At 69.4% G+C, this 26,822-nt stretch carries 22 protein-coding genes; 10 read left to right on the forward strand and 12 right to left on the reverse strand.

Going from position 1 to position 26,822, the window contains the following annotated elements; genetic code table 11:
• Positions 1 to 8: 8 nt before the first annotated feature.
• Positions 9 to 1,550 (forward strand): glycoside hydrolase family 13 protein, encoded by a 1,542-nt coding sequence (locus ACZ6O0_RS12460; protein WP_465764939.1) that lies wholly within the window; start codon positions 9 to 11, stop codon positions 1,548 to 1,550.
• Here the strand turns inward: ACZ6O0_RS12460 and ACZ6O0_RS12465 are convergent.
• From ACZ6O0_RS12465 to ACZ6O0_RS12485, 5 genes are all read right to left on the reverse strand, one after another.
• The gene (locus tag ACZ6O0_RS12465) at positions 1,543 to 3,762 is read right to left on the reverse strand and encodes a heavy metal translocating P-type ATPase (RefSeq protein WP_465764940.1); all 2,220 of its coding nucleotides are present in this window, start codon (positions 3,760 to 3,762) and stop codon (positions 1,543 to 1,545) included. The two genes, ACZ6O0_RS12460 and ACZ6O0_RS12465, sit on opposite strands and share 8 nt — an antisense overlap.
• Positions 3,759 to 4,727, reverse strand: coding sequence for a hypothetical protein (locus tag ACZ6O0_RS12470; RefSeq protein WP_465764941.1), 969 nt, complete (start codon positions 4,725 to 4,727; stop codon positions 3,759 to 3,761). The genes ACZ6O0_RS12465 and ACZ6O0_RS12470 overlap by 4 nt, the downstream gene beginning before the upstream one ends.
• Positions 4,724 to 4,939 carry a heavy-metal-associated domain-containing protein gene (locus ACZ6O0_RS12475; RefSeq protein WP_465764942.1) on the reverse strand — a complete coding sequence of 72 codons (216 nt, stop codon included), beginning with the start codon at positions 4,937 to 4,939 and terminating at the stop codon, positions 4,724 to 4,726. The genes ACZ6O0_RS12470 and ACZ6O0_RS12475 overlap by 4 nt, the downstream gene beginning before the upstream one ends.
• A gap of 53 nt (positions 4,940 to 4,992) precedes the next feature.
• Positions 4,993 to 5,295, reverse strand: a complete 303-nt coding sequence (locus ACZ6O0_RS12480) for a metal-sensitive transcriptional regulator (protein WP_465764943.1) — start codon at positions 5,293 to 5,295, stop codon at positions 4,993 to 4,995.
• A 114-nt stretch (positions 5,296 to 5,409) separates the two neighbouring features.
• Positions 5,410 to 5,880, reverse strand: coding sequence for a nuclear transport factor 2 family protein (locus ACZ6O0_RS12485; protein ID WP_465764944.1), 471 nt, complete (start codon positions 5,878 to 5,880; stop codon positions 5,410 to 5,412).
• A gap of 116 nt (positions 5,881 to 5,996) precedes the next feature.
• Between ACZ6O0_RS12485 and ACZ6O0_RS12490 the strand changes: the two genes are divergently transcribed.
• Together ACZ6O0_RS12490 and ACZ6O0_RS12495 are read left to right on the forward strand one after the other, a co-directional pair.
• Positions 5,997 to 6,917, forward strand: coding sequence for an ABC transporter ATP-binding protein (locus tag ACZ6O0_RS12490; protein ID WP_465764945.1), 921 nt, complete (start codon positions 5,997 to 5,999; stop codon positions 6,915 to 6,917).
• Positions 6,917 to 7,909 carry an ABC transporter permease subunit gene (locus ACZ6O0_RS12495; protein WP_465764946.1) on the forward strand — a complete coding sequence of 331 codons (993 nt, stop codon included), beginning with the start codon at positions 6,917 to 6,919 and terminating at the stop codon, positions 7,907 to 7,909. The genes ACZ6O0_RS12490 and ACZ6O0_RS12495 overlap by 1 nt, the downstream gene beginning before the upstream one ends.
• On the opposite strand, the gene ACZ6O0_RS12500 is transcribed toward ACZ6O0_RS12495, so the two are convergent.
• A complete protein-coding gene (locus ACZ6O0_RS12500) occupies positions 7,899 to 10,373 on the reverse strand; it encodes a YfhO family protein (protein WP_465764947.1) in 2,475 nt (824 codons plus the stop codon). The genes ACZ6O0_RS12495 and ACZ6O0_RS12500 overlap by 11 nt on opposite strands.
• A 45-nt stretch (positions 10,374 to 10,418) precedes the next feature.
• On the opposite strand from ACZ6O0_RS12500, the gene ACZ6O0_RS12505 reads away from it, so the two are divergent.
• On the forward strand, positions 10,419 to 11,396 hold the full coding sequence (locus ACZ6O0_RS12505; RefSeq protein ID WP_465764948.1) for a glycosyltransferase family 2 protein: 978 nt from the start codon (positions 10,419 to 10,421) through the stop codon (positions 11,394 to 11,396).
• 16 nt (positions 11,397 to 11,412) lie between these two features.
• On the opposite strand, the gene ACZ6O0_RS12510 is transcribed toward ACZ6O0_RS12505, so the two are convergent.
• A complete protein-coding gene (locus ACZ6O0_RS12510) occupies positions 11,413 to 12,492 on the reverse strand; it encodes an ABC transporter ATP-binding protein (RefSeq protein ID WP_465764949.1) in 1,080 nt (359 codons plus the stop codon).
• Between the two features lie 218 nt (positions 12,493 to 12,710).
• Here ACZ6O0_RS12510 and ACZ6O0_RS12515 point away from each other — a divergent pair, with 218 nt between their 5' ends.
• The gene (locus tag ACZ6O0_RS12515) at positions 12,711 to 13,730 is read left to right on the forward strand and encodes a LacI family DNA-binding transcriptional regulator (protein ID WP_465764950.1); all 1,020 of its coding nucleotides are present in this window, start codon (positions 12,711 to 12,713) and stop codon (positions 13,728 to 13,730) included.
• On the opposite strand, the gene ACZ6O0_RS12520 is transcribed toward ACZ6O0_RS12515, so the two are convergent.
• The 3 genes from ACZ6O0_RS12520 to soxR all read right to left on the reverse strand — a co-directional run bounded on the left by ACZ6O0_RS12520 (position 13,727) and on the right by soxR (position 15,619).
• Positions 13,727 to 14,206, reverse strand: coding sequence for a hypothetical protein (locus ACZ6O0_RS12520; RefSeq protein WP_465764951.1), 480 nt, complete (start codon positions 14,204 to 14,206; stop codon positions 13,727 to 13,729). The two genes, ACZ6O0_RS12515 and ACZ6O0_RS12520, sit on opposite strands and share 4 nt — an antisense overlap.
• A 72-nt stretch (positions 14,207 to 14,278) precedes the next feature.
• A complete protein-coding gene (gene snpA / locus ACZ6O0_RS12525; protein ID WP_465764952.1) occupies positions 14,279 to 14,965 on the reverse strand; it encodes a snapalysin in 687 nt (228 codons plus the stop codon).
• A gap of 180 nt (positions 14,966 to 15,145) precedes the next feature.
• A complete protein-coding gene (gene soxR, locus ACZ6O0_RS12530; protein WP_465764953.1) occupies positions 15,146 to 15,619 on the reverse strand; it encodes a redox-sensitive transcriptional activator SoxR in 474 nt (157 codons plus the stop codon).
• 363 nt (positions 15,620 to 15,982) lie between these two features.
• Here soxR and ACZ6O0_RS12535 point away from each other — a divergent pair, with 363 nt between their 5' ends.
• Positions 15,983 to 17,989 carry a DEAD/DEAH box helicase gene (locus ACZ6O0_RS12535; RefSeq protein ID WP_465764954.1) on the forward strand — a complete coding sequence of 669 codons (2,007 nt, stop codon included), beginning with the start codon at positions 15,983 to 15,985 and terminating at the stop codon, positions 17,987 to 17,989.
• A gap of 51 nt (positions 17,990 to 18,040) precedes the next feature.
• Here the strand turns inward: ACZ6O0_RS12535 and ACZ6O0_RS12540 are convergent, their stop codons facing one another.
• On the reverse strand, positions 18,041 to 19,129 hold the full coding sequence (locus ACZ6O0_RS12540) for an aminotransferase class V-fold PLP-dependent enzyme (RefSeq protein WP_465764955.1): 1,089 nt from the start codon (positions 19,127 to 19,129) through the stop codon (positions 18,041 to 18,043).
• Between the two features lie 119 nt (positions 19,130 to 19,248).
• On the opposite strand from ACZ6O0_RS12540, the gene ACZ6O0_RS12545 reads away from it, so the two are divergent.
• From ACZ6O0_RS12545 to ACZ6O0_RS12560, 4 genes are read left to right on the forward strand one after another with little or no spacing between them, the layout of a single operon-like run.
• Complete coding sequence (locus tag ACZ6O0_RS12545; RefSeq protein WP_465764956.1) at positions 19,249 to 22,401, forward strand: penicillin acylase family protein; 3,153 nt, start codon at positions 19,249 to 19,251, stop codon at positions 22,399 to 22,401.
• A 7-nt stretch (positions 22,402 to 22,408) separates the two neighbouring features.
• Entirely contained in the window at positions 22,409 to 22,942 is a 534-nt protein-coding gene (locus ACZ6O0_RS12550; protein ID WP_465764957.1) for a YbjQ family protein, read from the forward strand.
• Positions 22,932 to 24,296, forward strand: coding sequence for a GH1 family beta-glucosidase (locus ACZ6O0_RS12555; protein WP_465764958.1), 1,365 nt, complete (start codon positions 22,932 to 22,934; stop codon positions 24,294 to 24,296). Before ACZ6O0_RS12550 ends, ACZ6O0_RS12555 begins: the two co-directional genes overlap by 11 nt.
• Positions 24,293 to 25,540, forward strand: coding sequence for an MFS transporter (locus ACZ6O0_RS12560; RefSeq protein ID WP_465764959.1), 1,248 nt, complete (start codon positions 24,293 to 24,295; stop codon positions 25,538 to 25,540). Before ACZ6O0_RS12555 ends, ACZ6O0_RS12560 begins: the two co-directional genes overlap by 4 nt.
• Here the strand turns inward: ACZ6O0_RS12560 and ACZ6O0_RS12565 are convergent.
• Positions 25,524 to 26,810, reverse strand: coding sequence for a winged helix-turn-helix domain-containing protein (locus ACZ6O0_RS12565; RefSeq protein WP_465764960.1), 1,287 nt, complete (start codon positions 26,808 to 26,810; stop codon positions 25,524 to 25,526). The genes ACZ6O0_RS12560 and ACZ6O0_RS12565 overlap by 17 nt on opposite strands.
• Positions 26,811 to 26,822: the final 12 nt, after the last annotated feature.

The raw sequence follows: 26,822 nt of genomic DNA on the forward strand, positions 1-26,822 counted from the left end.
GGAGAATGATGGCGGACGAGTGGTGGCGTGGAGCCGCGATCTACCAGGTGTACCTGCGGAGTTTCGCCGACGGCAACGGGGACGGGATCGGCGATCTGGCCGGGCTTCGCGAGAAGTTGCCGTACCTGGCCGACCTCGGCGTGGACGCGATCTGGCTGAACCCGTGGTACCCGTCCCCGATGGCCGACGGCGGGTACGACGTCGCCGACTACCGCGCGATCGACCCGGCGTTCGGCACCCTGGCCGAGGCCGAGGCGTACATCGCGGAGGCGCACGCACTCAACATCCGCACGATCATCGACATCGTGCCCAACCACGGCTCCGACCAGCAGGACTGGTTCGTCGAGGCACTCCGGGCCGGCCCCGGATCACCCGAGCGCGATCGCTTCCTCTTCCAGCAGGGCAGGGACGACCGGCCGCCGAACGACTGGCAGTCGATCTTCAACGGTCCCGCCTGGACGCAGGTCGAGGACGGCGAGTGGTACCTGCACCTGTTCGCGCCCGAGCAGCCGGACTTCAACTGGCGCAACCCCGAGGTGGTCGAGGAGTTCCACGCGATCCTGCGGTTCTGGCTGGACCGCGGCGTCGACGGGATCCGGATCGACAGTGCCGCCGTCCTGTTCAAGGACCTGGACAGCGTCGAGGAGTCGTACACCGACCATGACGAGGTGCACGACGTGTACCGGGGCTGGCGGCGGATCACCGACGAGTACGCCGGCCGGTTCCTGGTCGGCGAGATGTGGATGCCGGACCAGGAACGGTTCGCCCTGTACCTGCGGCCCGACGAGATGCAGACCGCGTTCAACTTCGACTTCCTGTCCCGCCCGTGGGAGGCCGGCGAACTGAAGGCCTCGATCGACCTGACGCTGACGACCCACGTCCCGATCGGCGCGCCACCGACCTGGGTGCTGTCGAACCACGACGTCACCCGCCCGGTGACGAAGTACGGCCGGCCGGACACGTCGTTCTCGCACCAGGATCGCAAGCACGGCATGCGGACCGACCTCGTCCTCGGCGAACGGCGCGCCCGCGCCGCGGCCCTGCTCGCGATGGCACTGCCCGGCGGCCTGTACGTCTACCAGGGCGAGGAGCTCGGCCTCCCGGAAGTCGAGGATCTCCCCGACGAGCTGCTCCAGGACCCGATCTTCACCCGCTCCGGTGGCACCGACCGTGGCCGCGATGGTTGCCGGGTGCCCCTACCGTGGTCCGGCAAGGAGCCGCCGTTCGGGTTCGGCACCGGCATGCCCTGGTTGCCGCAGCCGGCCGACTGGAAGAACCTCACCGCGGAGTCCCAGCAGGACGACCAGAACTCGATGCTCACGCTCTACCGCACCGGACTCCACCTGCGCCGCCGGTACCTGGGTGACGGAACGCTCACCTGGCTCGACACACAGCCCGGAGTGCTCGCGTTCAGTCGCGAGAGCCTGATCTCGGTCACGAACCTGACCTCCGAGCCGATCGACCTCCCGCCGCACCAGGAACTGCTGCTGGCCAGCATCCCGTTGGACGACGGGAAGCTGGCCAGTGACAGCACCGCGTGGATCAGGTGAGCGGACGGAACCGCCGCAACCGCAGACTGTTCGAGACGACGAAGACCGAGCTGAACGCCATCGCAGCCCCGGCGAGCATCGGGTTGAGCAGGCCGGCCGCGGCCAGCGGCAGGGCGGCCACGTTGTAGGCGAAGGCCCAGAAGAGGTTGCCCTTGATGGTTCGCAGCGTACGGCGGGACAGCCGGATGGCATCGGCCGTGGCCCGGAGGTCGCCGCGGACCAGGGTGAGGTCGCTGGCCTCGATCGCCACGTCGGTGCCGGTGCCCATGCTCAGGCCGAGGTCGGCCTGGGCGAGGGCGGCCGCGTCGTTGACGCCGTCACCGACCATCGCGACCACACGGCCCTCGTCCTGCAGCTTCTTCACCGCGTCGACCTTGCCGGCCGGCAGAACCTCGGCGATCACCTCGTCGATGCCGACCTCGGCGGCCACCTTCGACGCCACCGCCTCGTTGTCACCGGTCAGCAGGACCGGTCGCAGACCGAGCGCCTTCAACTGGGCGATCGCCTGCGAGGACGTGGGTTTGACCGTGTCCGCGACCACCAGCACCGCCCGTGCCATCCCGTCCCAGCCGACGGCGACCGCCGTGCTGCCCTCGGCCTCGGCGTGCTCCTTCGCATGCGCGAGGTCGTCCGGCAGGTGCTGGCTCCACTCCTCCAGCAGCCGCGTCCGCCCGACCAGTACGGCGTGACCGTCGACGATGCCCTGCACACCAAGGCCTTCGACGTTCCCGAAGTCCTCGACCTCGGGGAGCGTGCCGACCTCGGATGCGGCGCCGCGAGCGATGGCCTGCGCGATCGGGTGCTCACTGGAGTGCTCCAGCGCCCCGGCCAACCGCAGCACGTCGGCACGCTCCTGCCCCGGAGCCAGCAGTACGTCGACCAGCTCCATCCGGCCCGTGGTCACGGTGCCCGTCTTGTCGAGTACGACGGTGTCGACCCGGCGCGTTGACTCGAGCACCTCCGGCCCCTTGATCAGGATGCCCAGCTGAGCACCCCGACCGGTCCCGACCATCAGCGCGGTCGGCGTGGCCAGCCCGAGTGCACAAGGGCAAGCAATGATCAGTACGGCGACTGCCGCGGTGAACGCGACCTCGACCGGTGAGCCGTTCCCGAGCCAGAAGCCGAGCGTGGCCAGAGCCAGCCCGATCACGATCGGCACGAAGAAGCCGGACACCTTGTCCGCGAGCCGCTGCACCTCGGCCTTGCCGTTCTGCGCGTCCTCGACCAGCCGGGCCATCTGTGCCAGCTGCGTGTCCGCGCCGACCCGGGTCGCCCGGACGACCAGCCGCCCTCCGGCGTTCACCGTCGCACCGACGACCGCGTCGCCCGGACCGACCTCGACCGGCACGGACTCGCCGGTCAGCATCGACGCGTCGACCGCGCTGCTGCCGGTCACGATCACTCCGTCGGTCGCGACCTTCTCGCCCGGCCGGACCACGAACTCGTCACCCACGACCAGCTGGTCCGCCGGGATCCGGGTCTCCGACCCGTTCCGCAGTACGGCGACGTCCTTCGCGCCCAGCTCCAGCAGAGCGTGCAACGCGGCCCCGGACCGGCGCTTGGCGCGGGCCTCGAAGTAGCGCCCGGCCAGGATGAACGTGGTCACGGCGGTCGCGACCTCGAGATAGATCTCCTCGGCGCCGGTGCCGCGGGACGGGATCAGCGTGAACGGCATCTTCATCCCGGGCTCACCCGCGCTACCGAGGAACAACGCGTACAGCGACCACAGGAACGAGCTGACCACGCCCAGCGAGATCAGGGTGTCCATCGTCGTGGCCCCGTGCCGCAGGTTCGTCCAGGCGGCCTTGTGGAACGGCCAGGCCGCCCACGTCACCACCGGGAAGGCGAGCGTCAGCGACGCCCACTGCCAGAAGTCGAACTGCAGCGCCGGGATCATCCCGAACGCGACCACCGGCACGGTCAGCACGATGCTCGCGATCAGCCGCTCCCGCAGCGGCTTCAGCTCGTCGGGTTCACTGCCGTTGTCCTCGGCAACAACAGGTGCCGGCAGGGTGGCGGTGTAGCCGGTCTTCTCAACCGTGGCCACGAGGTCGTCGGTGCTGACGCCGGCGGGGTAGGTCACCTTCGCCTTCTCGGTGGCGTAGTTGACGGTGGCCGTGACGCCGTCCATCCGGTTGAGCTTCTTCTCCACGCGGGCGGCACACGAGGCGCACGTCATACCACCGATGATGAGCTCGACGGACTCGCTCATTCGTGGGTCTCCTCTCCGTGGCCGTGGGGTGTCGTCTCACTGGGCATGGGAACTGCGGTCGGCGGGACGATCGCGGTCCCGTCGGTGCTCACCTGGACGGTGAACTCGGCGGTGTGCACCGCACCCGCGTGCTGGAAGTCCAGGAACAGGCTGTACGTCCCCGCGGTGGGGAAGGTGGTCCCGAAGGTGATCGCCGGGCCGCCCTTCATCCCGGGCTCCGCGTGCTGGGCGGGGTGGTTGTGCAGGTAGGCGAGGTCGCCGCCGCGCAGCGAGACCAGGTGCCCGAAGGCGCCGAGGTAGGGCTGCAGGTCGGTGACCGGTTTGCCGCCGCGGCTGACCCGGAAGGTCAGCTCGGATTCCTTTCCCGCGGCCGGGGCGCCTTGGAGCGTGACGTCGTACCCGTCGGCGCTGTAGCTGCTCGCCGGCTCGGCCAGGGGGACCGGGATGTAGAGGCCCGAGACGTTCACGTCGGTGCCGAGCGTGAGGTTGCGGTCCAGGCCGGCCGGCTGGAAGTCGGCGTACAGCCGCCAGGTCCCGCCCGCGGTGAAGGTGAACGGGATGCTCCACGTCCCGGTCGCGTCCATCGTCGGATGCACGTGGTGGAAGCCGGACAGGTCACGCCGGACCACGATCAGGTGCAGGTCCTTCTCATGGGTCTTCGTGTACTGCGTGACCGGCTTGCCGTCGGGTCCGTGGATCGTGAAGCGCAGCTGGGTCTTGCCGCCGGACGTGAAGAACGTCGTTGCGGGCGAGAACGTGTAGCCGGCGTCGGAGACGGCCAGCCCGGGGAGCTGCCCGGCGGCGGCGTGATCCATCGAGCCCATCTCCTCTCCATGCGCAGGGGCGGTGGCGGTGCCGGCCGCCGCGATCGGATCGACGGCGGAGCCGATCGCGAACGCCGCCCCGAAGGCGAGCGCGAGCGCACCGGCGAACGCACCGAGCCGGAACGCGGCGGCCCGGCTCATGACGCGGCCAGTTCGTAGCCCGCCTCGTCGACGGCCTCGCGGACGGCGGCCTCGTCGAGAGCGGACTCACTCGTCACGTGCACCGCGGAGGTGCCGCCGGCGTTCAGGTCGATGCTGACCTGCTGCACGCCGGGGAGCTTGCTCAGCTCCTCGGTGACGGCGGCGGTGCAGTGACCGCAGGTCATGCCGGCGACGGAGTAAGTGGTGTTCATATCGGGCTCCTGAAGAACACGCCGCCTTCGGCGGCGGTGGGGGATGGGTGTTGTCAGCTGCGAACCAGGCGGGCGATCGCGTCAGAGGCCTCGCGGACCTTCTCCTCGGCCTCGGCGCCACCCTTCTGCGCGGCCTCGACCACGCAGTGTGAGAGGTGCTCGTCGAGCAGCTCGAGCGAGAACGACTGCAGTGCCTTGGTGGCGGCCGACACCTGGGTCAGGATGTCGATGCAGTACTTGTCCTCCTCGACCATCCGCTGCAAGCCGCGGATCTGGCCCTCGATCCGCCGCAGCCGCTTCAGGTGGCTGGTCTTCTCGGCGGTGTACCCGTGGACATGGGCTTCGGCGTCGGTCATCTCTCGCTCCTCTGGCTACCCCTCGGGGGTATGTCGACGACACGAAAGTACCCCCTATGGGTATCCAGCGCAAGTCCTGCGCCAATACCCGTAGGGGGTACTTGTCGAGCGGGGTCAGAGACCGAGGTCGGTGAGCCCCGGGTGGTCGTCCGGACGCGGGCCGGGGGCCGCCCAGTGGAACAGCCGGTCGGACTCCGCGATCGCCTGGTCGTTGATGCTGGCCCGCCGGACCCGCATCAGCCCGTTCTCGTCGAACTCCCAGTTCTCGTTGCCGTGGCAGCGGAACCACTGGCCGGCCGCGTCGTGGCACTCGTACACGAACCGGACGGCGATCCGGTTGCCGGTGTACGCCCACAGTTCCTTGATCAGGCGGTAGTCCAGCTCGCGGGCCCACTTCTGGGTCAGGAACGCGACCACCTCGGCCCGGCCGTTGACGAAGACGTCCCGGTTCCGCCAGTAGGTGTCCGGGGTGTAGGCGAGCGAGACGGCCTCCGGGTCCTGCTTGTTCCAGGCGTTCTCCGCGGCGCGCACCTTCTGGATCGCCGTCTCCTCGGTGAACGGGGGCAGCGGGGGTCGAGCGTTCACGACCAACTCCTTCGGTTGACAGTATCCGTTCAATATTGGACCAGACTTCCGGGACATGCGCCGCGCCAACAAACCTGTCACTCTGTGCGTCTGCTCACCGACGAGAGGGGGCGCGGATGCCGGAGGCGGCGATCAGTACGCGCGGACTGCGCAAGACGTACCGGACCCGCCGGGGCCGCAAGGTGGTGGCGGTCCAGGGGCTCGACCTCGAGGTGCCGGCCGGGGGAGTCCACGGCTTCCTGGGCCCGAACGGGTCCGGCAAGACCACATCGATCCGGATGCTGCTCGGGCTGATCCGGGCCGACGCCGGGACGATGGCGGTGTTCGGCAAGCCGGTGCCGGCGCAGCTGCCGGAGGTCGTCGGCCGGGTCGGCGCGATCGTCGAGTCGCCGAAGTTCTTCCCGGCCTTCACCGGCCGGATGAACCTCGAGCTGCTGGCCGAGGCGATCGGCGCACCACGGACGCGCGTGGGTGAGGTCCTGGAGCGGACGTCGCTCGGGGACCGCGGCAAGGACCGGTTCCGCACGTACTCGCTCGGCATGAAGCAGCGGCTGGCGATCGCGGCCACGCTGCTCAAGGAGCCGGACCTGCTGATCTTCGACGAGCCGACGAACGGCCTCGACCCGGCCGGCATCCGGGAGATCCGCGAGACCATGCGGGCGCTCGGCGACCAGGGCAAGACCGTGCTGGTCAGCAGTCACATCCTGGCCGAGGTCGAGCAGGTCGCCGACACCGTCTCGATCATCGGCCACGGCCGTCTGCTCGCCTCCGGCACGGTCGCCGAGGTGATCGGCGGCGGTACGGCGACCACCGTCAAGGTGGCCGTGGACAACCACGAGGCCGCGACCCGGGTCCTGACCGCGGCCGGGATGACGGTCCGGGCCGACGGCAACTACCTGCTCGTCGACGGCGCCGAGCACCCCGCCGACGTGACCCGCCGCCTCGCCCACCAGGAGCTGTACGTGTCCGAGCTGGTCCCGGTCCGGGCCGACCTCGAGTCGGTGTTCCTCGAGCTGACCGAAGGCGAGGGGTTGTGATGCTCCGTCTGACCGGAGTCGAGCTGCGCCGGCTGACGGCCCGCCGGCTGACCGTGATCGGCGTGGCCGGGGTGCTGCTGATCACCGCGTTCCTGCTGTTCGCCACCTGGCTCGACGCGCGGCCGCAGTCCGCGCTGGACCAGGCCGGTGCGCAGCGGCAGTACGAGTTCGCGCACAAGGACTGGGTCGAGCACGCCGCCGAGAACAAGCAGATGTGCGAGGCGGACTGGCAGAACCAGCCGGATCCGAAGCCGAAGCTCGAGGACATGTGCGCCTACCCGGAGCCGAAGCTGGAGGACTTCGGCAAACCACCGACGGTGTTCGCCCAGTTGATGCCGGAGCTGCTGCTCGGATCGTCGTACCTGCTCGTCTTCGCGGCGTTCCTGATCGGGGCGAGTTTCGTCGGGGCCGAGTTCAGTACCGGTGCCATCGGCAACTGGCTGACGTTCGAACCGCGCCGGCTCCGGGTCTACGGCAGCAAACTACTCGCGGCGGGCATCGGGTTCGTTCCGGTCGGGGCCGGCGTACTCGCGATCCTGATGCTCGGTACGTACCTGATCGTCGACCAGCTCGGCGACACGACCACCACGACCGGCAAGGTGTGGGGTGATCTGGTCGCCACCGGGGGCCGGGCCGTGCTGATGACGGCTTTGGGGGCCGTGATCGGCGGCATCGTCGGGCTGCTGCTGCGGCACACGGCAGCCGCGATCGGGGTGGTGATGGGGTACCTGGTCCTGATCGAGGGGGTCTTCGGCGGCTTCCTGAACCAGGCGCAGCCGTGGCTGATCAAGCTGAACTTCGACGCGTTCGTCCGGCACGACGCGACGTACTACCTGAACCAGTGCAGGACCGGCGGCGACGGCAGCTACCTGTGCGAGAGCATCGAGAAGACGCTGTCGTTCGAGCACGGCGCCTGGTACCTCACGATCCTGCTTGTGGCCCTCGTGCTGCTCGGCGCCGGGGTGTTCCACCGCCGCGACATCAACTCCTGACGCGTCGCCGCCGCCATCCGAGCAGCACGATCCCGAGCGTGATCACGGCGGCGGCCCCGCCGATCGCCAGACCGCGGCGCAGCCCCGGCGGCGTGAAGGTGCAGGCGATCCGATCGGCGGTCCCGGTCAGGGGTACGGCGACCAGGCCCCCGTAATCCCGCGGGGTCTGGGCCTTCCCGTCCCCGGCCGAGCACTTCCACCCGTCCAGCTTCGGTACGGCGACGACGGCGTACCCCGTGCTGCCCGCTGGCAGCGAGGCGCGGATCGAGTGACCGCCGGCGTCCACGGCTGTGGCGCCGCTCGCCCGCAGTCTGCGCACGGCCTTCGCCAATGCTTGTTGATCGAGGCAACCGACCGCGCCGGTCGGAGCGATGCCCTGCGGATCCTCGCCGAAGTTGATCTCGATCAGCACGATCCCGGACTTCGGCACGGCGCCCAGCTGGATCATCGCGCTGCTCGTGTTGATCCCCGGCCGGCGGGTCGCGGACAGCTCGCGCCACCGACCGTCGGCGAGCCGGGCCCGCCCGCCCACCCGGGGAAGGTAGAGGAAGGCCGTCGTACCCGGTGTGCACTGGGCGACCAGCTTCACGTCACCGGTGGCGAACCTGGTGCCCTTGTACTCCGGGACTTCGTACACCGGGGTCCCGAGCAGCCGCTCCTGCGCGACGTACGCGTTCGAGGCGGCGGTGGCTCCGAGCCGCCGGCGGACCGTGACGAGCGGCGGGACGGTGGACCGGGTGATGATCGGGCCGCCCCGCCCCAGGTGCATCTTGGCGCCGATCGAGAAGATCGCGTCGGTGACCGGGTTGTCGAGGTCGTGCGACGCGCGGCCGTAGCCGGACCAGCCGAAGCCGAGACCGGTCAGTGTCTGGTTGAGCGAGTACGGCAGCAGGCTGCTGTAGAGGCCGGCGCCCTGCCCGCCGAGCAGCAGCGGATCGTTCGGCGTCACCGACGTCCCGGGGTCGGCCCGGAAGTTCGGCCAGTCACCGGCGTCCAGGATCGCGTCGCGCCGTTGGGTCTGTGCCTCGTCCCAGGCCGCCGCCGACGCGCCGAGCACCTTCGACCGCTGCTCGTCGGTGATCACCGCGGTCCACGTGGTCTCCACCGCGACGACCGCCAGCAGAATCGCGAACGCGGCCGCCACCGGCCACTTGGTCCGCCGGACCGGGATGAACCGGCGCAACACCCAGATAGTGCCGAACACAACCAGGGTCACGGCTCCGGAGGCGATCAGCACGGTCAGCGCATGCTGGGTCAGCAGCGGGCTGCCGTCGGACATCCAGGCGATCACGGCCAGCAGGACGCTGCCGCACAGCAACGCGATCGGCCCGGGCAGGCGATACGCGACCGCGATCCAGGCGAGCACGACGATGACGCCACACAGCACGAACGCCTCGCGGTACTGGCTGCCGTTCGGGGTGTCGAAGCCGTGCCACATCTCCTGTGTCGGCGCCCAGCGGAACGACCAGGTGAGCAGGACGGTCGTCACCACCCAGACCAGCTTGGTCCGCCAGGGCACGAAGCGGTTGAACGGCATCACACACGCGAGCAGGAGCGCGACGGTCCCGACGTACAGACTGGCGGTCCGGCCGACGCCCTCCGACAGCGGGAGCAGGCGCGACAGGAACAGGTCGATCGGCGACGGCTGGAAGACACCCGTCGGCGACGGCGTCGCGGCGTCGTTGGCGGTCAGGATCGGGAGCAGGACGGGCGCGACCAGGGCCATGCCCAGCGCGAACGAGATCCCGTGCCGCAGTACCGCGCGCAGCCGCGACAGCCAGCTCAGGTCACTGGTCAGCACCCGCGCGAGCAGGTAGATGCCGGCCGCGATCGTTGCCATGTAGGCGGTGTAGAAGTTGGACAGCCAGAAGACCGCGACCACCAGCACACTGAGCAGCCGGTTGGTCCGGCGCAGTGACCACTCGGCCACCAGGAAGAACATCGGCAGCGCGATCAGGCCGTCCAGCCACATCGGTACGTACGCGCCGTCGTCGATCGCCCAGCCGCAGACGCCGTACGACACACCGAGCATCGCCGCGACCCACCGGGGGCCCGGATGCATCTTGACCAGGAGGACCGCCATCGCCGCGGCGGCCAGTGCGAGTTTGAGGACGGTGATGACGTAGACGGCCAGATCGATCTGGTCGCGCGGGAAGAGACCCACCAGCAGAGACAATGGACTGCCGAGGACGACTCCGTAGTCGGCCAGGAAGCCGACACCGAACGCGCTCTGCCAGTTGAACAACAGGTCGCCCTGGGCCTGACCGTGCAGGATGTCCCACAGATGGGCGAAGAAGGGGATGTACTGCGTGCCAAGATCGTTGGTACTGCGGGACAGTGAACCGAAGGGAAAGGTACCGCGGATGATTCCGGAGGCGGTGAACACCGCCGCCACCAGCACGCCGGCCACGAGCGCGGGGAGCGCTGCCGGGCGCCGTCGTACCGCGCTGTCGTCCGAAGTCACTGTCCGCCTCTCTGCCCGCCCTGGATGGTGCGTATGAGCACAACGATGCGCCTGAGCCTAGTGGTGCCCTGTTACAACGAGGTCGAGGTGGTCTCCCGGTTCCACGAGGCGCTCAGCCGTGAGTTGGCCGCCACCGGCCGGCCGTACGAGATCGTGTACGTCGACGACGGCAGCACTGATGGGACGCTCGACGCCCTCGTGGGGTTGGCGGCCACCGACGACTCGGTCCGCTATCTCTCGTTCAGCCGGAACTTCGGCAAGGAGGCCGCGATGCTGGCCGGCCTGCGGTACGCCGGCGGCGACGCGGTGGTGATCATGGACGCCGACCTGCAGCACCCGCCGGAGCTGATCGGCCGGATGCTCGAGCAGTACGAGCGCGGCTTCGACCAGGTGATCGCCCGCCGGTCCCGGACCGGCGACCCGGCCACCCGGACGCTGTTCGCGCGGACGTACTACTGGCTGATCAACCGCTGGGCCGACGTCGAACTGGTCGACGGGGTCGGCGACTTCCGGCTGCTGTCGCGGCGGGCGGTGGACGGTCTGCTGGAGCTGGGTGAGTACAACCGGTTCTCCAAGGGGCTGTTCGCCTGGATCGGGTTCGAGTCGATCCTGTTCGAGTACGAGAACGTGAAGCAGCCGGATCGCAAGAGCCGGTGGACGTTCCGGCGGCTGCTGGAGTACGGGCTGGACGGGCTGCTGTCGTTCAACAACCGGCCGCTGCGGCTGGCGATCTGGGTCGGCCTGCTGCTCACCGCGGTCGCCGCCGGGTACGCCGTCTGGGTGATCGCGGTCGCGGTCCTGCACGGCGTGGAGATGCCGGGCTACGTCACGCTGATCGCGGCGATCACCGGCCTCGGCGGCCTGCAGATGGTCATGCTCGGGGTGATCGGCGAGTACATCGGCCGGATCTACTACGAGACCAAGAAGCGCCCGCACTACCTGCTCAAGCAGAGCAACATGGATCCCGCGGACCGGCTGAACGACAGACCGGCCCCGGGCGGACGAACCACCCGGGGCCGGTAGGACTGCTACTGCCGAATCAGGCGGTCAGCCGCTCTTCGGTGGAGGTGGAGAACAGGTGCAGCTTGTCCGGCAGCGCCGCCAGGTGGATGGTCGAACCCTTCTCGACCGGCATCCGGGCGTCGATCCGGGCGACGATCTGCTGGTGCTCGTTGTTGTGCTCGGCGGTGCCGTACAGGTACGCGTCGGCACCGAGCTCCTCGACCACGGCGACGTGCACCGGCAGGCCCTGGTCGGCGACCTTGAAGGCCTCCGGCCGGACGCCCAGGGTCAGCGTCTTGTCGCTGCCGGCCTTGGCCAGCAGGCTGCGCTCGAGCGGGACGACGTAGTCGCCCAGCTTCGCGCCGCCCTCGGTGATGTCCGCGGTCAGCAGGTTCATCGCCGGCGAACCGATGAAGCCCGCGACGAACTTGTTCTTCGGGTGGTCGTACAGGTTCAGCGGGGTGTCGACCTGCTGCAGCAGGCCGTCCTTCAGTACGGCGACCCGGTCGCCCATCGTCATGGCCTCGACCTGGTCGTGCGTGACGTAGACCGTGGTGACACCGAGACGCTGCTGCAGCTCGGCGATCTGGGTACGCGTCTGCACGCGCAGCTTGGCGTCGAGGTTCGACAGCGGCTCGTCCATCAGGAAGACCTGCGGGTTACGCACGATCGCGCGACCCATGGCGACACGCTGACGCTGACCACCGGACAGCGCCTTCGGCTTGCGCTCGAGGTACTCCTCCAGGCCCAGCAGCTTGGCCGCCTCCATGACCCGCTTGGCGCGGTCCTCCTTGGAGACACCCTGCATCTTCAGGGCGAAGCCCATGTTGTCCGCGACCGACATGTGCGGGTAGAGCGCGTAGTTCTGGAACACCATCGCGATGTCCCGCTCCTTCGGCGGACGGTGCGTGACGTCGCGGTCGCCGATGTAGATGGAACCCTCGTTGACCTCTTCGAGGCCGGCGAGCATCCGGAGCGAGGTCGACTTGCCGCAGCCCGACGGGCCGACGAGAACCATGAACTCGCCGTCCTCGATCTCGAGGTTGAGCTTGTCGACGGCGGGGGTGTCACCACCGGGGTAGATCCGGGTTGCCGACTTGAAAGACACAGTGGCCATGACGATTACCTTCCTTCACCGGCAGGAACGTGCCGGACGATCCGAGTAAAGGCCCCCGGGCGGGGGTGCAGTCATCCTCGCCCGCCCCGCTCGTCCTGACAAGGTGTACGGCGTGTGATGTGTCCGTACTGTTCACGTTGTGGACAGATCCACGCAGCCTGCAAGTTCTTGCAGGATCTTGCTGCAAAGTCAACGGTCCGCTGGGTACAGTGCCGGGCGTGAGCAGCAGAGCGCGGCTGGCGGACATCGCGGCCAAGGCGGGGGTCAGTGAGGCGACGGTCTCGCGGGTATTGAACGGCAAGCCGGGGGTGGCCGACGACACCAAACAGTCCGTCCTGACGGCGCTCGACGTACTCGGGTTCGAACGGCCGACACGGTTGCGGCGGCGGTCCGCGGGGCTGATCGGGCTGGTGATGCCGGAGCTGATCAACCCGATCTTCCCGGCCTTCGCCCAGGTGATCGAGTCGGCGCTGTCGCAGCGCGGCTTCACGCCGGTGCTCTGCACACAGTCCCCGTCGGGCGCGACGGAGGAGGAGTACGTCGAGATGCTGCTCGAGCGCGGCGTCTCCGGGATCATCTTCGTCTCCGGCCTGCACGCGGACACCGGAGCCGACCACGCCCGGTACCAGGCGCTGGTGGAGCGCCGGTTGCCGGTGGTGTTCGTGAACGGCTGGCTGCCCGAGGTGGAGGCGCCGTTCGTGTCGTCGGACGAGTACGCCGCGATGGAGCTGGCGGTCTCGCACTTGGTTGCCCTCGGCCACCGCCGGATCGGGTTCGCGTCCGGGCCGGAGCGGTTCATCGTGGTGCAGCGCAAGCTGGCCGGGTACCGGATCTCGATGAAGGCGCAGCTCGGGGTGTCCGACGAGGAGCTGGACCCGCTGGTCGCGCTCAGCATGTTCGGCGTCGAGGGTGGCGCCGCGGCGGCCCAGCAATTGCTCGACGCACAGGTCAGCGCGGTCATCTGCGGCTCCGACATGATGGCGCTCGGCGTGATCCGCGCGGCCCGGCAGCGCGGCTTCTCCGTCCCCGGCGACGTGTCCGTGGTCGGCTACGACGACGCCCCGATGATGGAGTTCACCGACCCGCCCATGACCACGATCCGCCAGCCGGTCCAGTCCATGGCCCTGGCGGCCGTCCAGTCCCTCCTGGAAGAAGTCCGCGGCCACGCCACCCCCCACACCGAGTTCCTCTTCCGCCCGGAACTCGTCGTACGGGGCTCCACCGGGCCGGCGCGCTAGCTCCAGTCTTCGCAGGTCTTCGTCTTGAAGTCCTCGAGGGACTCGGACCTGTTTCCCTCCTGCTCGCGCTCCGGCACGAGCACGGTGCCGGGCTTCAGGCCGGACAGGTCCCGGTCACTGAAGTCGAGGTGGGTCGCCGACCAGCTGTTGTCGATCGACCACCCGTAGATCGTGTACTGCTGCTCCGGGTCCCGTCCCTCGAGCTCCCCGACCACGGTCCAGCCGTTGCCGCCCGTGTCCAGGGCGAACTGCGAGAACCCGGTCACCGGGGAGCTGACCTCCCACTTGCCGAACGTCTTGTCATCCCGGTACAGCGTCGCGCCGTCGATGTGCCCCTCGCACATCTGGATCACGATCACCGCCGCGCCCCGAGCGTCCACTGTCACGCCGACGACTCCGCCCGGTGGGACGGTGCAGCTGGTGAGGCCCGCACAGCAGACTGCCGCGCCGCCCCAGATCCCCAGCCGTCTCCGCATGCGGTCAGAGTACGAGCTCCGGCCCGGAAACCCGTCCCCTGCCGGGCGGGTACCGGGCCGGAGGCCTGGGGGTTACTTGGAGAGGTGGAAGGCCGCCGACGGCAGGCTGGTCTTGCCGTTGGCCCAGAGGGCGTTCACCTTGGAGCGCTCGGTGGCGTCCGGGTACGGGTTGGTGCAGGACGGGCCGGGGCCGCCGCCGGACATCAGCTCGGAGCAGGGGCCGGAGTAGTGGTCCGGTAGGCCGAGCACGTGGCCGGTCTCGTGGGCGGTGATCCGGGTCGGGTCGTACTGCTGCGCTTGGGCGTAGTCGAGGAAGATGTACCCGCTGCCATGGCCGTCGGTGGACGCGTACGAGCCGCGCGGGTCGTTGCCCTCGGTGTAGTAGAAGTCGTAGTTGCTGCCCTCGACCAGGCGGACGTTGCTGACCGAGGAGTTCCAGATCTGGGTGCTCGAGTTGATCTGGGACTGGAAGCTCGGCGCGTCGACGGCGTACGTCACGGTGACGGCGGCGGCCTTCCGGCCGGACTTGGCCTGCTGCGCCAGCTTCGCGCGGGCGGACTTCATCACGGCGTCGTAGAACGCCTTGGTGGCGGCCTCGTCCTGCGGGGAACCGATGTACGCCGCACGCGTGGCGGCGGTCGAGACGGACGAGTCGGTGGCCGGTGCCGAGGCGGTGGGGGACGCGGCGGCGAACGCGGGAACGGCCAGGGCCGCGGCGGCAAGCCCCGCGAGCGAACTCAGGATACGGCGATGCGACATGGAGGGCCTCACTCCGGATCGGTGGCGGATAGCGACGGGCGGATCACCGTTCGCTACCTCCGGACTCTGCCAAGAGTCCGCCTCTTCCGCACCGGATCACCCAAAACCCAGGGGATAACCCGCGAACCCCACGGGCGGTTCTATGCCTGCCATAACCACACAGATATGACCAGGTGGGGGCTACTCGCCGGGGATGCCTACGTTGAGGAGGCGGGCGCCGGGGCCTCGGTCGGCCAGGCGGTCGGCTTTGTTGTAGAGGTTGCAGCGCTGGAGGCTGAGGCAGCCGCAGCCGATGCAGCTGTCGAGGTCGTCGCGGAGTCGCTCGAGTTCGGAGATCCGCTCGTCGAGCCGGCTTCGCCACGTCTTCGACAACCGGCTCCAGTCCGCGCGGGTCGGTGTCCGGTCGTCGGGCAGCGAGTCGAGCGCGTTCTTGATCTCGGCGAGCGCGAGGCCGACCCGCTGGGCCGCCTGGACGAACGCGATCCGCCGCAACGTGCTGCGCTGGTACTGCCGCTGGTTCCCGGCCGTCCGCCGCGAGTCGATCAGACCCTGGTCCTCGTAGAACCGCAACGCCGATGCCGCCACCCCGGACCGATGTGCGATCTCCCCGATCGAGAGCCAATGCTCCTTGCTGGGGACGTTCTCCTCTCCCATACCGCCACCCTAGGCCGGGGGACCAGAAACTCAAGCTAACTTTAACTGCTGGACACGGGTGCCCGGGCACACCAGTCGGGCAACTGGTCTGCCCGCCGGCCGAGTGGTCAGGAGCGGCCGCCCGGTCGGGTATACTTTTCGGCGTCGGTGCGCGCGTCGCGTCACCAGAGTTTTTCCCAGGCGCTCCGACCCGTCGGTTTCAGCATCCGGCTGAAGTTCCCCGGCGACATGGGTGCAACGCGATAGCACCCGCAGGTCGATGCCCGTCTCCTGCTCAGCACGTTCCGTCCGGTCATTTTCATGACCGGCGCTCGCGTGCGGCTGCGATCCGGCCAATCGTCCGTGACGTTGAGAGAGAGATTCGTGACCCAGCACCACCAGGACCACCCCGACTCCGGCGGCGAGCAGGCCGACGGCCGGGTCAAGAAGCCGCGGCACAAGAAGTTCCAGACCCAGTCGTACGGCGAGCGGATGGCCGCCGAGTCGACCGCGCCGACCGGTGAGGTCCGCAACGACGCCGCCCGCGGTGAGCGCCGCGGCGGCCCCAGCCAGTACTCCGACCGTGGCTCCCGCACCAAGCCTCCGGTGAAGGGCTACCGCGCCGAGCGCACGAACCAGCCCCGCCGCGACGACCGCCCCCAGTACAACCGCGACGACCGCACCGACCGCGGCTACGACCGGACCGACCGCCGCGATGACCGTGGCGACCGCCCGTCGTTCCGTCGCGACGACCGCCCGCAGTACAACCGTGACGACCGTGGCGACCGGCCGCAGTTCAACCGTGACGACCGCGGGGACCGGCCGCAGTTCCGTCGGGACGACCGCCCGCAGTACAACCGCGACGACCGGGGCGACCGGCCGCAGTACAACCGCGACGACCGGGGCGACCGGCCGCAGTACAAGCGTGACGACCGGGGCGACCGGCCGTCGTTCCGTCGGGACGACCGCCCGCGGTTCGAGCGGGAGGAGCGTCCGCGCTTCAACCGGGACGACAAGCAGTACGAGCGCCGCGAGCGGCCGTCGTCCCAGGAGACCCGGCGGGACGAGCCGGTGGACCTGGGGACTGTTGCTGAGGACAACCAGTTCGCCGCCCTCGGGCTGGCGCCGCGGCTGGTGCAGCGGCTGGCGCGGGACGGGATCACCACCCCGTTCCCGATCCAGGCGGCGACCATCCCGGACGCGCTGGCCGGCCGGGACGTCCTCGGCCGCGGTCAGACCGGTTCCGGCAAGACCCTGGGCTTCGGCCTGCCGACGCTGATGCGGCTGGCCGGCGGCCACACCGAGTCCCGCCGTCCGCGGGGCGTGGTCCTGGTCCCGACGCGTGAGCTCGCGATGCAGGTGCACGACGCGCTCGAGCCGCTGGCGCACGTGATGAACGTGTCGCTCAAGCTGATCGCCGGCGGCCTGCCGTACCCGAAGCAGATCGAGTCGCTGCGCCGCGGCGTCGACCTGCTGATCGCCACCCCCGGCCGGTTGATCGACCTGTGCGAGCAGGGCGCGGCCGACCTGGGTGCCGTGGAGATCGCGGTCCTCGACGAGGCCGACCACATGTGCGACATGGGCTTCATGCCGGCCGTCACCACGCTGCTGGACATGACGCCGCCGGAGGGTCAGCGACTGCTGTTCTCGGCGACGCTGGACAACGACGTCGACAAGATCGTGAGGACCTACCTGAAGGACCCGGTGCAGCACTCGACCGAGTCCGGCCAGGCCTCGGTGAGCACGATGGAGCACCACCTGCTGGTGATCGAGCCGGGCCACAAGCAGAGCCTCACCGCCGAGCTCGCCAGCCGGGACGGCCGGACCATCGTGTTCGTCCGCACCAAGCTGGGCGCGGACCGCATCGCCACCCAGCTGCGCGACCGTGGCGTGATGGCCGCGGCGCTGCACGGCGGTCTGACCCAGGGTGTCCGCAACCGGACGCTGGACCAGTTCAAGGACGGTTCCGTGCCGGTGCTCGTGGCAACGGATGTCGCCGCCCGTGGCATCCACGTCGACGACGTCGGCCTGGTGGTTCAGGCCGACCCGCCGGCCGAGCACAAGGACTACCTGCACCGCGCCGGTCGTACGGCGCGGGCCGGTGGCAAGGGCGCCGTCGTCACGCTCGTTCTGCCGCACCAGCGGCGCGGGATGATGCGGATGGCCGAGACCGCCGGCGTCAAGGCCGAGCCGGTTCGTGCCCGTCCGGGTGACGAGCTCGTCACCGAGCTGACCGGCGGCACCAAGCCGTCCGGGTACCCGGTGAAGCTGCCGGCTCCGAAGCCGCAGCGCTTCAACAAGGGCGGCGGCAAGCGGTACGGCAGCAGCCGTCCCGGCAACCGCGGCAGCAACGGACCCCGTCGTACCGACCGGAAGTCCTACCAGCACTGAGTAACGCGAAGGCCCGGTTTCCCGCAAAACAAGGGAAACCGGGCCTTTCGCTTAGGTAAGGACCGCCCAGAGCCTGGCCACGACGGTGGCGATCTCGTCCGCGTCCAGCGGGACGAGCTCGAGCATCAGTTCGTCGTCGGCGACCCGGTCGGTCATCACGTAGATCGGCGGCGACCCGGCTTCGAGCTCGGTGGCGACGCGCTTCGCGTCCGGAACCTTCAGCAGTACGCGCGACACCTGCAAGCCGGTCGGATCCGGGACCACCTCGGCCGAGACCTCGGGGATGCGCTCGGCCGCGGCGGCGAACGCGACCACCTTGGACAGCTCGTCGGCCTCCCACTTCATCCGGTCGAAGGCCTGCCACTCCTCCAGGGCCGCGATGACGCCGATGATCGCCTCCTTGGTCGGCTTCATCACCCGGCCGATGCCCTTCTCCTGCGCGCGGACGGCCTGGACCAGCGGCCAGGAGCCCGCGATCAGGCCGGCGGTGGGGGAGCCGAGGTACTTCTGCCCGCTGACCAGCACCAGGTCCGCGCCGGTCGCCACCAGGTCCGCGATCCGCGGGAACTGGGCGGCGGCGTCGATGATCGCCGGGACCCCGCGGCGGTGCGCGGCCCGTACGGCGGCGACGAGGTCGAGCGGCTCGCCCTGCGTCAGCCGGGAGGATACGAGGAAGAGGCAACTGACGTCCGGGCCGTCGAGCTCCTCCTCCAGATCGTCAACACCACAACGGGTTTCGTCGCCGGCCAGGTCGACCCGGGCGCCGGCCAGCCGGATGCCCTGCAGGTTGGAGTGGCCGTAGTCGACCACGTGGCAGGCCGGCATCACGACCCGGTGGTGCATGTCCGTTGCGTCCGGCAACGCCGCGATCCGGCGCGGGTCGCCGCCGGTCATGGTGGCCGCGACGGCGAGGGTGATCCCGGCCGCGGTGCAGTGCACGACGGCGCCCGCCTGCGCGCCGGTCACTTGGGCGATGGCCTCGCTGGCGCGATCGCCCAGCTCGTCCATCACGAAGAACTCGGGTAGTGCCTGTGCGACAGCCGCCGCCACCCCGTCGGAACTGCGGGACACCCCCAGCGGGGTAGACGTCCCCCTGGCGTTGATCACCACACTCAACCGGTAACGCTCATGGATGCTCATGGTGCTGCTCACAGTAGTAGTCACTGTCAGTACTTGGACAGTACCTGGGCCGATCCGAAGTCTTGACCCGAAGCTACTGGTGAGTCATTCTCATTTTCACCCGACCAAGGGAGGAATCCGTGCCCCGCCCCGCACCCCGATCCCGCCTTCGGACCACCCTCGCCGCCGTTGCCGTCACCGCCCTACTGGCCGCCCTGCCGGCACCCACCCAGGCAGCGCCGCAAGCGGCACTCGCGACGCCGGCCGACTACTGCGTCGGGCAGTGCCGGGACATCCTGCCGCCCGGGCAGAACGGCAACGCGACCTTCACGGATCTCCTTGCTTTCAAGGCGTTCGGGATCAGACCGGCGCACTTCAGCGACACCGTGAAGCCGTACCAGGACCTGGTCTGGAGCTCCCAGGGCATCACCGACGACGGCCTCGCGCCGTACTACGACGACTCGTCGTTCGGGGTGAAGGCGGCCGACGTCGCGAGCACGATCCACCCGCGCGCGGACGTGACGATCGTGCGGGACAAGTCGCGCGGCATCCCGCACATCACCGGCACCACCCGGCAGGGCGTCATGTTCGGCGCCGGGTACGCCGGAGCGCAGGACCGGCTGTTCGTGATGGACGTGTTCCGGCACCTCGGGCGTGGCCGGCTGACCCCGTTCGCGGGCGGTGCGCCGGCCAATCGTGCGTTCGAGCAGGAGTTCTGGCGGACCGCGCCGTACACGGAGGCCGATCTGCAGCGGCAGTACGACGACGCCGACGAGTTGTACGGCGCCGACGGCGTGAAGATGCAGCAGGACATCCAGGCCTGGGTGGATGGCGTCAACAACTACATCAACACCGTCGGCATCGCCTATCCCGGTGAGTACGTCGCTCTCGGTCTGGACTGGCCGACACAACCGTGGAAGGTGACCGACGTGGTCGCCACGGCGGCTGTGGTCGCCGGCATCTTCGGCACCGGCGGCGGCCAGGAGGTCCAGTCGGCATTGGCGTTGCTCGAGGCCCAGGCGAAGTACGGCGTTGCCCAGGGCACCAAGGTGTGGGAGTCGTTCCGCTCGCAGAACGACCCGGAAGCCAGTACGACGGTGCACAACGGCACGACGTTCCCGTACGGCACGACCGGTCCGAACCCGGCCGGCCGCGCGTTGCCGGACCGTGGATCGGTCACACCCGAGCCCGAGGTCATCAACCAGACCGTCAACGCGAAGGCCGCCGCGAAACCTGCGCCGAAGGGCTCGGAAGGGCTGCGCGGGATCTTCGACGACGGTCTGTTCCCCGAGGGCTTCGGCAAGAAGGGCATGTCGAACGCGCTGCTCGTCTCCGGCGCACACACCGTCAGCGGCAACCCGGTCGCCGTCTACGGTCCGCAGACCGGGTACTTCGCTCCCCAACTGCTGATGCGTCAAGAGCTCCAAGGACCCGGCGTCAGCTCGCGCGGGATCGCCTTCGCCGGGCTCAACTTCTACACCTTGATCGGCCGCGGCCCCGACTACTCGTGGAGCGCGACCTCGGCCGGGCAGGACATCACCGACACCTTCGCCGTACCGCTGTGCGAGCCGGGCGGCGGGACGCCGACGAAGAACTCGCAGTACTACGAGTTCCGCGGCCAGTGTGTCCCGATCGAGCGGCTCGAGCGGCACAACGAGTGGTACGCCAGCCTCGGCTCGTCCGAGCCGGCCGGGTCGTACACGCTGGTTGCCCTGCGCACCAAGTACGGGATCGTCACGCATCGCGGCACGGTCGGCGGCAAGCCGGTGCTGTTCACCAAGAACCGGTCGACGTACGGGAACGAGGCCGGGTCCGCGCTCGGGTTCATGCAGTTCAACGACCCCGACAAGATCCACTCGGCGGCGGACTTCCAGAAGGCGGCCGCCAACATCGGCTACACGTTCAACTGGTTCTACACGGACAAGTCGTCGATCGCGTACTTCAACTCCGGTGACAACCCGGTCCGGGCGGCCGGCGCCGACCCGAACCTGCCGACCTGGAGCTCGTACGAGTGGCAGGGCTGGAACACCGACACCAACCGGGCCACCTACACGCCGCCCGCACAACACCCGCAGGTAGTCAACCAGGACTACCTCACCAGCTGGAACAACAAGCAGGCGCCCGGATTCTCCGCGTCGGACGGCCAGTTCGGCTACAACTCTGTCTATCGCAGTCAGCCGCTCGACGACCGGATCAAGGCGGTCATCAGCAGCGGGCAGAAGTTCACCCGTGGCAAGCTGGTCGAGGCGATGGAGGACGCGGCCACGGTCGACCTCCGGGCCGACCAGGTGCTGCCGTACCTGCTCCGGGTGCTGAAGAGTGCGCCGATCACGGACCCGGCCGCCGCCGACGCCGTGGCCCAGCTGACCGCCTGGCAGCAGGCCGGTGGCCACCGGAAGACGCCGAACGCGTCGTCGACGACGTACGACCATGCTGACGCGATCCGCATCCTCGACGCCTGGTGGCCGCTGCTGGTCCCCGCCGAGTTCAAGGACCTCGGTCCCGACCTGTACGCCGCTCTGGTGGCGAACCTGAAGATCGACGAGCGGCCGAGTGCGCAGGGCTCCGCGTTCCAGAGCGGGTGGTGGGGTTTCGTCCAGCGCGACCTGCGCAAGGTGCTCGGGGATCCGGTGCAGACGCCGCAGCCGGTCACGTTCTGCGGCGGTGGCGCGCTGGCCGCGTGCCGGTCGATCCTCACCGACTCTTTGCTGGCGGCAACCAAAGTGCCGGCGGCGACGACGTACCCGGCGACCGCGGACTGTGCGGCAGGCAACCAGTTCTGCGCGGACCAGATCGCGCACCAGCCGATGGGCGGGATCACGCAGGACCGGATCGCCTGGGTCAACCGGCCGACGTACCAGCAGGTGGTCGAGTTCCCGGCGCGGCGGGGCGACGACGTCAGCAACCTCGCGGTGGGGAAGACGGCGACCGCGAGCAGCTACGAGCGGGGCTGGTACAACTCGCCGCCGGCCCAGGCGGTCGACGGGAAGCTGGACACCCGGTGGGCCAGCGACTGGTCCGATCCGCAGTGGCTGAAGGTTGACCTCGGCAACGAGCAGACGATCCGGCGGGTGGTGCTGCGGTGGGAGGCGGCGTACGGGAAGGCGTACCGCGTGGAGGTCTCGCGGGACGGGACGAACTGGCAACAGGTGTTCGCGACGACGACCGGCGACGGGGGCGAGGATGTGGTCCGGTTCGGGGCCGTCGCGGCCCGGTATGTGCGGGTCACGGGGACTGCCCGGGCTACGTCGTACGGGTACTCCCTCTACGAACTCGAAGTCCTGAGGCAATGATTAGGGCATGACGCAGAACTATCCTCCGAACCCGAACCAGCCGTACCCGCCGCAGCAGGGCTACCAGCAGGGTCCGCCGCCGGGCTACGCGCCGCCGCAGGGGTACCAGCAGGGCCCGCCGCCGGGCTACGCGCCGCATGTCGCTCCGCAGGGTTCGCCGTACCCGGTGCTCGTGTCGACGATGAACGACCTGCCCGGGTACACGGCGGAGAAGGTGTTCGGCGAGGTCTTCGGGCTGACCGTGCGGAGCCGCGACTTCGGGTCGAACTTCACCGCGAGTTTCCGCTCGCTGGGTGGCGGTGAGGTGCCGGAGTACACCCAGATGCTGGCCGAGTCACGGCACGTCGCGGTGATGCGGATGTGCCAGATGGCGCAGCAGATGGGCGCCAACGCGATCCTCGCGATGCGGTTCGACTGCAACGAGATCGCGCAGACGATGAGCGAGGTGGCGGCGTACGGCACGGCCGTGATCGTCCGGAAGGTCGAGCCGCCGCTGGTCCAGGATTCCAAACCCGATGAGGATGATGCGCATGACAGCTGAGCTCTCGTTTCCGCCCGGGTTCCGGTGGGGGGTCTCGACGTCGGCGTACCAGATCGAGGGCGCCGTGGCCGAGGGCGGCCGCGGCCCCTCCACCTGGGACACGTTCTGCGGCGAGCCGGGCCGGATCCTGAACGGCGACACCGGCGCGGTCGCGTGCGACCACTACCACCGGTACGCCGAGGACGTCGCGCTGATGCGTGAGCTGGGAGTGGACACCTACCGGTTCTCGTTCTCCTGGCCGCGGATCCAGCCGTCGGGGACCGGGCCGGGGAACGCGGCCGGCCTGGATTTCTACGACCGGTTGATCGACACGCTGCTCGGCGCCGGGATCCAGCCGGCGCCGACGCTGTACCACTGGGACACCCCGCAGCCGCTCGAAGATGCGGGCGGGTGGCTGGATCGCTCCATTGCGGACCGCTTCGCGGACTACGCCTCGTTGCTCGCCGCCCGCTTCGCCGACCGCGTGCCGCTGTGGATCACGATCAACGAGCCGATGGTCCTGACGTTGATGGGCTACTCCCTCGGCGCGCACGCTCCGGGAAAGCAGTTGCTCTTCGATGCCCTGCCGGTTGCGCACCACCAACTGCTCGCCCACGGCCGGGCGGTTCAGGCTCTCCGGGCGGGTGGGGCAGGATCCATTGGTATCGCGTCGAACCACGCGCCGACCTGGCCGGCCAGCGACAGCGTGGAGGACAAGGAAGCGGCCGCGCTCTACGACAACCTGATCAACTGGTTGTTCGCTGATCCTGTGCTGCTCGGCAGCTATCCGTCGGGTTTCGAGGCCGCGATGCCCGGCCCCGTCGAGGACGACCTGGCGATCATCTCGGCACCGCTCGACTTCTTCGGCATCAACCACTACGCGCCGGTCTCGGTCGGCGCCGCCACCGGCCAGGCCGACACCGCCGCGACTGACGGCATCCAGCTGCCTCCCGGTCTACCTTTTGAACCCCGTCAGCTCGCCGGCTTCCCGACCACTGACTTCGGTTGGCCGGTGGTGCCGGACGCCTTCGGCGAGATCCTGCGCATCTTCAAGGATCGGTACGGCGATCGGCTGCCACCGATCTACATCACCGAGAACGGGTGCGCGATCAACGACGAACCGGTCGATGGGGTGGTGTCCGATCAGCGGCGGATCGACTACCTGGACGGGTATCTGCGGTCGTTGCGTTCGGCGATGGATGACGGCATCGACGTCCGCGGGTACTTCCAGTGGTCGTTGCTGGACAACTTCGAGTGGGCTGCCGGGTACTCGCAGCGGTTCGGGTTGGTGCACGTCGACTTCGGCACGCTCGAGCGGACGCCGAAAGCGTCGTACCACTGGTTCCGTGGCCTGATCGCGCAGAGCCGCGGATGATCCCCGAGCCGGGCGTGGTGCCGGCCGCGTTCGCCGAGCCGACGGTCCGGGTCCGCGCGGGCTGGACCGCGGCCGTCGTACTGGCGAACGTCGGGGTGTTCGCCGCCTGGCTCGGACCGATCCAGGTGGTGCTCGCGAAACAGTCCGAGGCGGTGGCCCCCGGCAACAAGGAGTTCATCTACGGTCTGGTCACGGGTGTCGGCGCGGCGGTCTCGGTGGTCGCGAACCCGGCGTTCGGGGCGATCTCGGACCGGACCACGTCCCGGCGCGGACGCCGGGCGCCCTGGGTGCTGGCGGGCGCGGTCGGTGGCGCGGTCGGGCTGCTGATCCTGGCCGGCGCGAGCGCGGTCGCGTTGATGATCGTCGGCTGGTGTCTGATGCAGCTGTTCGGCAACGCGTTGCTGGCCGCGATCACGGCGACGGTGCCGGACCGGGTCCCGGTCGACCAGCGTGGAGTCGTCGGTGGATGGGTCGCGATCTCGCAGGTGCTGGGTGCGCTGGTCGGCACCGCGCTGGCGACTGTTGCCGGTGGCATCGGACTCGGGTACGTCGCGTGTGCCGGGTTCCTGCTGCTGTCCGTCGTACCGTATCTGCTGCGGAGTCACGACGCTCCGCTGGTGACGCCGCCGCCTCCGTTGGTGGTGCGGGCGTTCCTGCGGGGGTTCTGGATCAGTCCGCGGCGGTATCCGGACTTCGGGTGGGCGTGGCTGACACGGTTCCTGTTCAACGTCGGGAACGCGCTCGGCACGCTGTACCTCTTCTACTACCTGCAGGACGAGGTCGGGATCGCGGACGCGGACACCGGCGTACTGATCCTGACCGCGATCTACAGCGTGTGCGTGCTGGGCACCGCGATCGGCTTCGGCCGGTGGTCGGACCGGAGCGCGCGGCGGAAGATCTTCGTCACCTGCTCCGGCCTGGTGATGGCCGTCGCCGGCGTCATCCTCGCCCTCTGGCCGACCTGGCCCGGCGCCGTCCTCGGCGCGATCGTCCTCGGCACCGGCTTCGGCGTCTACCTGTCCGTCGACTTCGCCCTGCTCACCGAAGTCCTCCCCAGCGCCCGCGACCGCGCCAAGGACCTCGGCGTCATCAACATCGCCAATTCCCTCCCCCAGGTCCTCGCCCCCGCCATCGCCGCCCCCATCGTCAAACACGCCGGCGGCTACCCCGTCCTCTACCTCCTCGCCGCCGCCGTCACCGCCCTGGCCGGCCTCCTCGTCCGCCAGATCAGGTCAGTTGCTTGACGAGTGCCTTCGCGGCTGGGCCTGTGGCGGTGATCTGGATGTGGTTGAGGCCGAGCCAACCGGCTAGGAGTTGGAGTTCGGTGGCTAGCGGTTGGGTGAAGTCGGGGGTGTCGGGTTCGGGGGTGAGGGTGGGGACTTCGAGGGTGGCGGATTGGCGGTTGGACTTGAGGTCTACTCGGGCTACCAGGCGGTCGCCGAGGAGGAAGGGGAGGACGTAGTAGCCGTGGATGCGTTGCGGGGCGGGGGTGTAGATGCTGATGCGGTAGAAGAAGTCGAACAGGTGGTGGGTCCGGTCGCGGTTCCAGATCAGGGGGTCGAAGGGGGAGAGGAGCGTGCGGGCGTCGACGGGGCGGTCCTTGGCCTCGTGCCAGCGGTAGCTCTGCTGGGAGACGCCTTCGACGCGGACGGGGATGAGGTCGCCGGCCTCGCCCAGTTCGGCGATCACCTGGCGGGCGGTTGCTGTGGGCAACGAGAAGTGGCCCTGGCCGGCGCCGCAGAGCTCGCGGGCGGTGGCGACGCCCAGACCGCGAGCGGCGATGCGGACCAGCTCGCGGCGGGCCTCGTCGGCGGGTAGCTCAGGTGCGGACAGTACGTCGGGCGGCAGGACGCGCTCGGTGAGGTCGTACACCCGCTCGAAGTTCCGGCGTCCCGCGATCATCACGCGGCCCGCACAGAACAGGTACTCGATCGCGATCTTCGCGTCCTGCCAGTTCCACATCCGCCCGGTGCTCGGATCCGGGTCCGGATCGGTCCGCTTCCGCCGTACGCCGTCCGGACTCGCCTCGCCCGCCGTGAGCGGACCCTGGTCGGCGATCATCTCGAGCACCTGGTCGACGTACCCGGGTTTCTCGGCGCTCAGCCGCCGCATCCCCGCGACGACCGACCACGGCGCGGTCACGTCCGGACTGAGCTCCTGGTCCCAGACCTGCTGCTCCGCCGCCCGCATCCGCCAGCGCAGCAACGGGTAGTAGCTCAACGGCAGCAGGGCCGCCTTGTGTCCCCAGAAGTACTCGAACAGCTCCCGCCCATCACCCCAGCTCATCCGGTCGAGCGTCGTCCGCGCGTAGTCCCCGACCCGTGCGTACACCGGCAGGTAGTGCGACCGGCACAACACATTCACCGAATCCAGCTGCAACACCCCCGCCGCCCCGATCGCCTTCCGCACCTGCCGTACGTCGGCCCGCCGCGGCCGCGGCTCCCCGAACCCCTGCGCAGTCAGCGCGATCCGCCGCGCAACCTCCACCGAGATCTCATCCCCAGCAGCCGCCATGGCCCGAACCTA

Source organism: Kribbella sp. NPDC048837 (assembly GCF_055586945.1).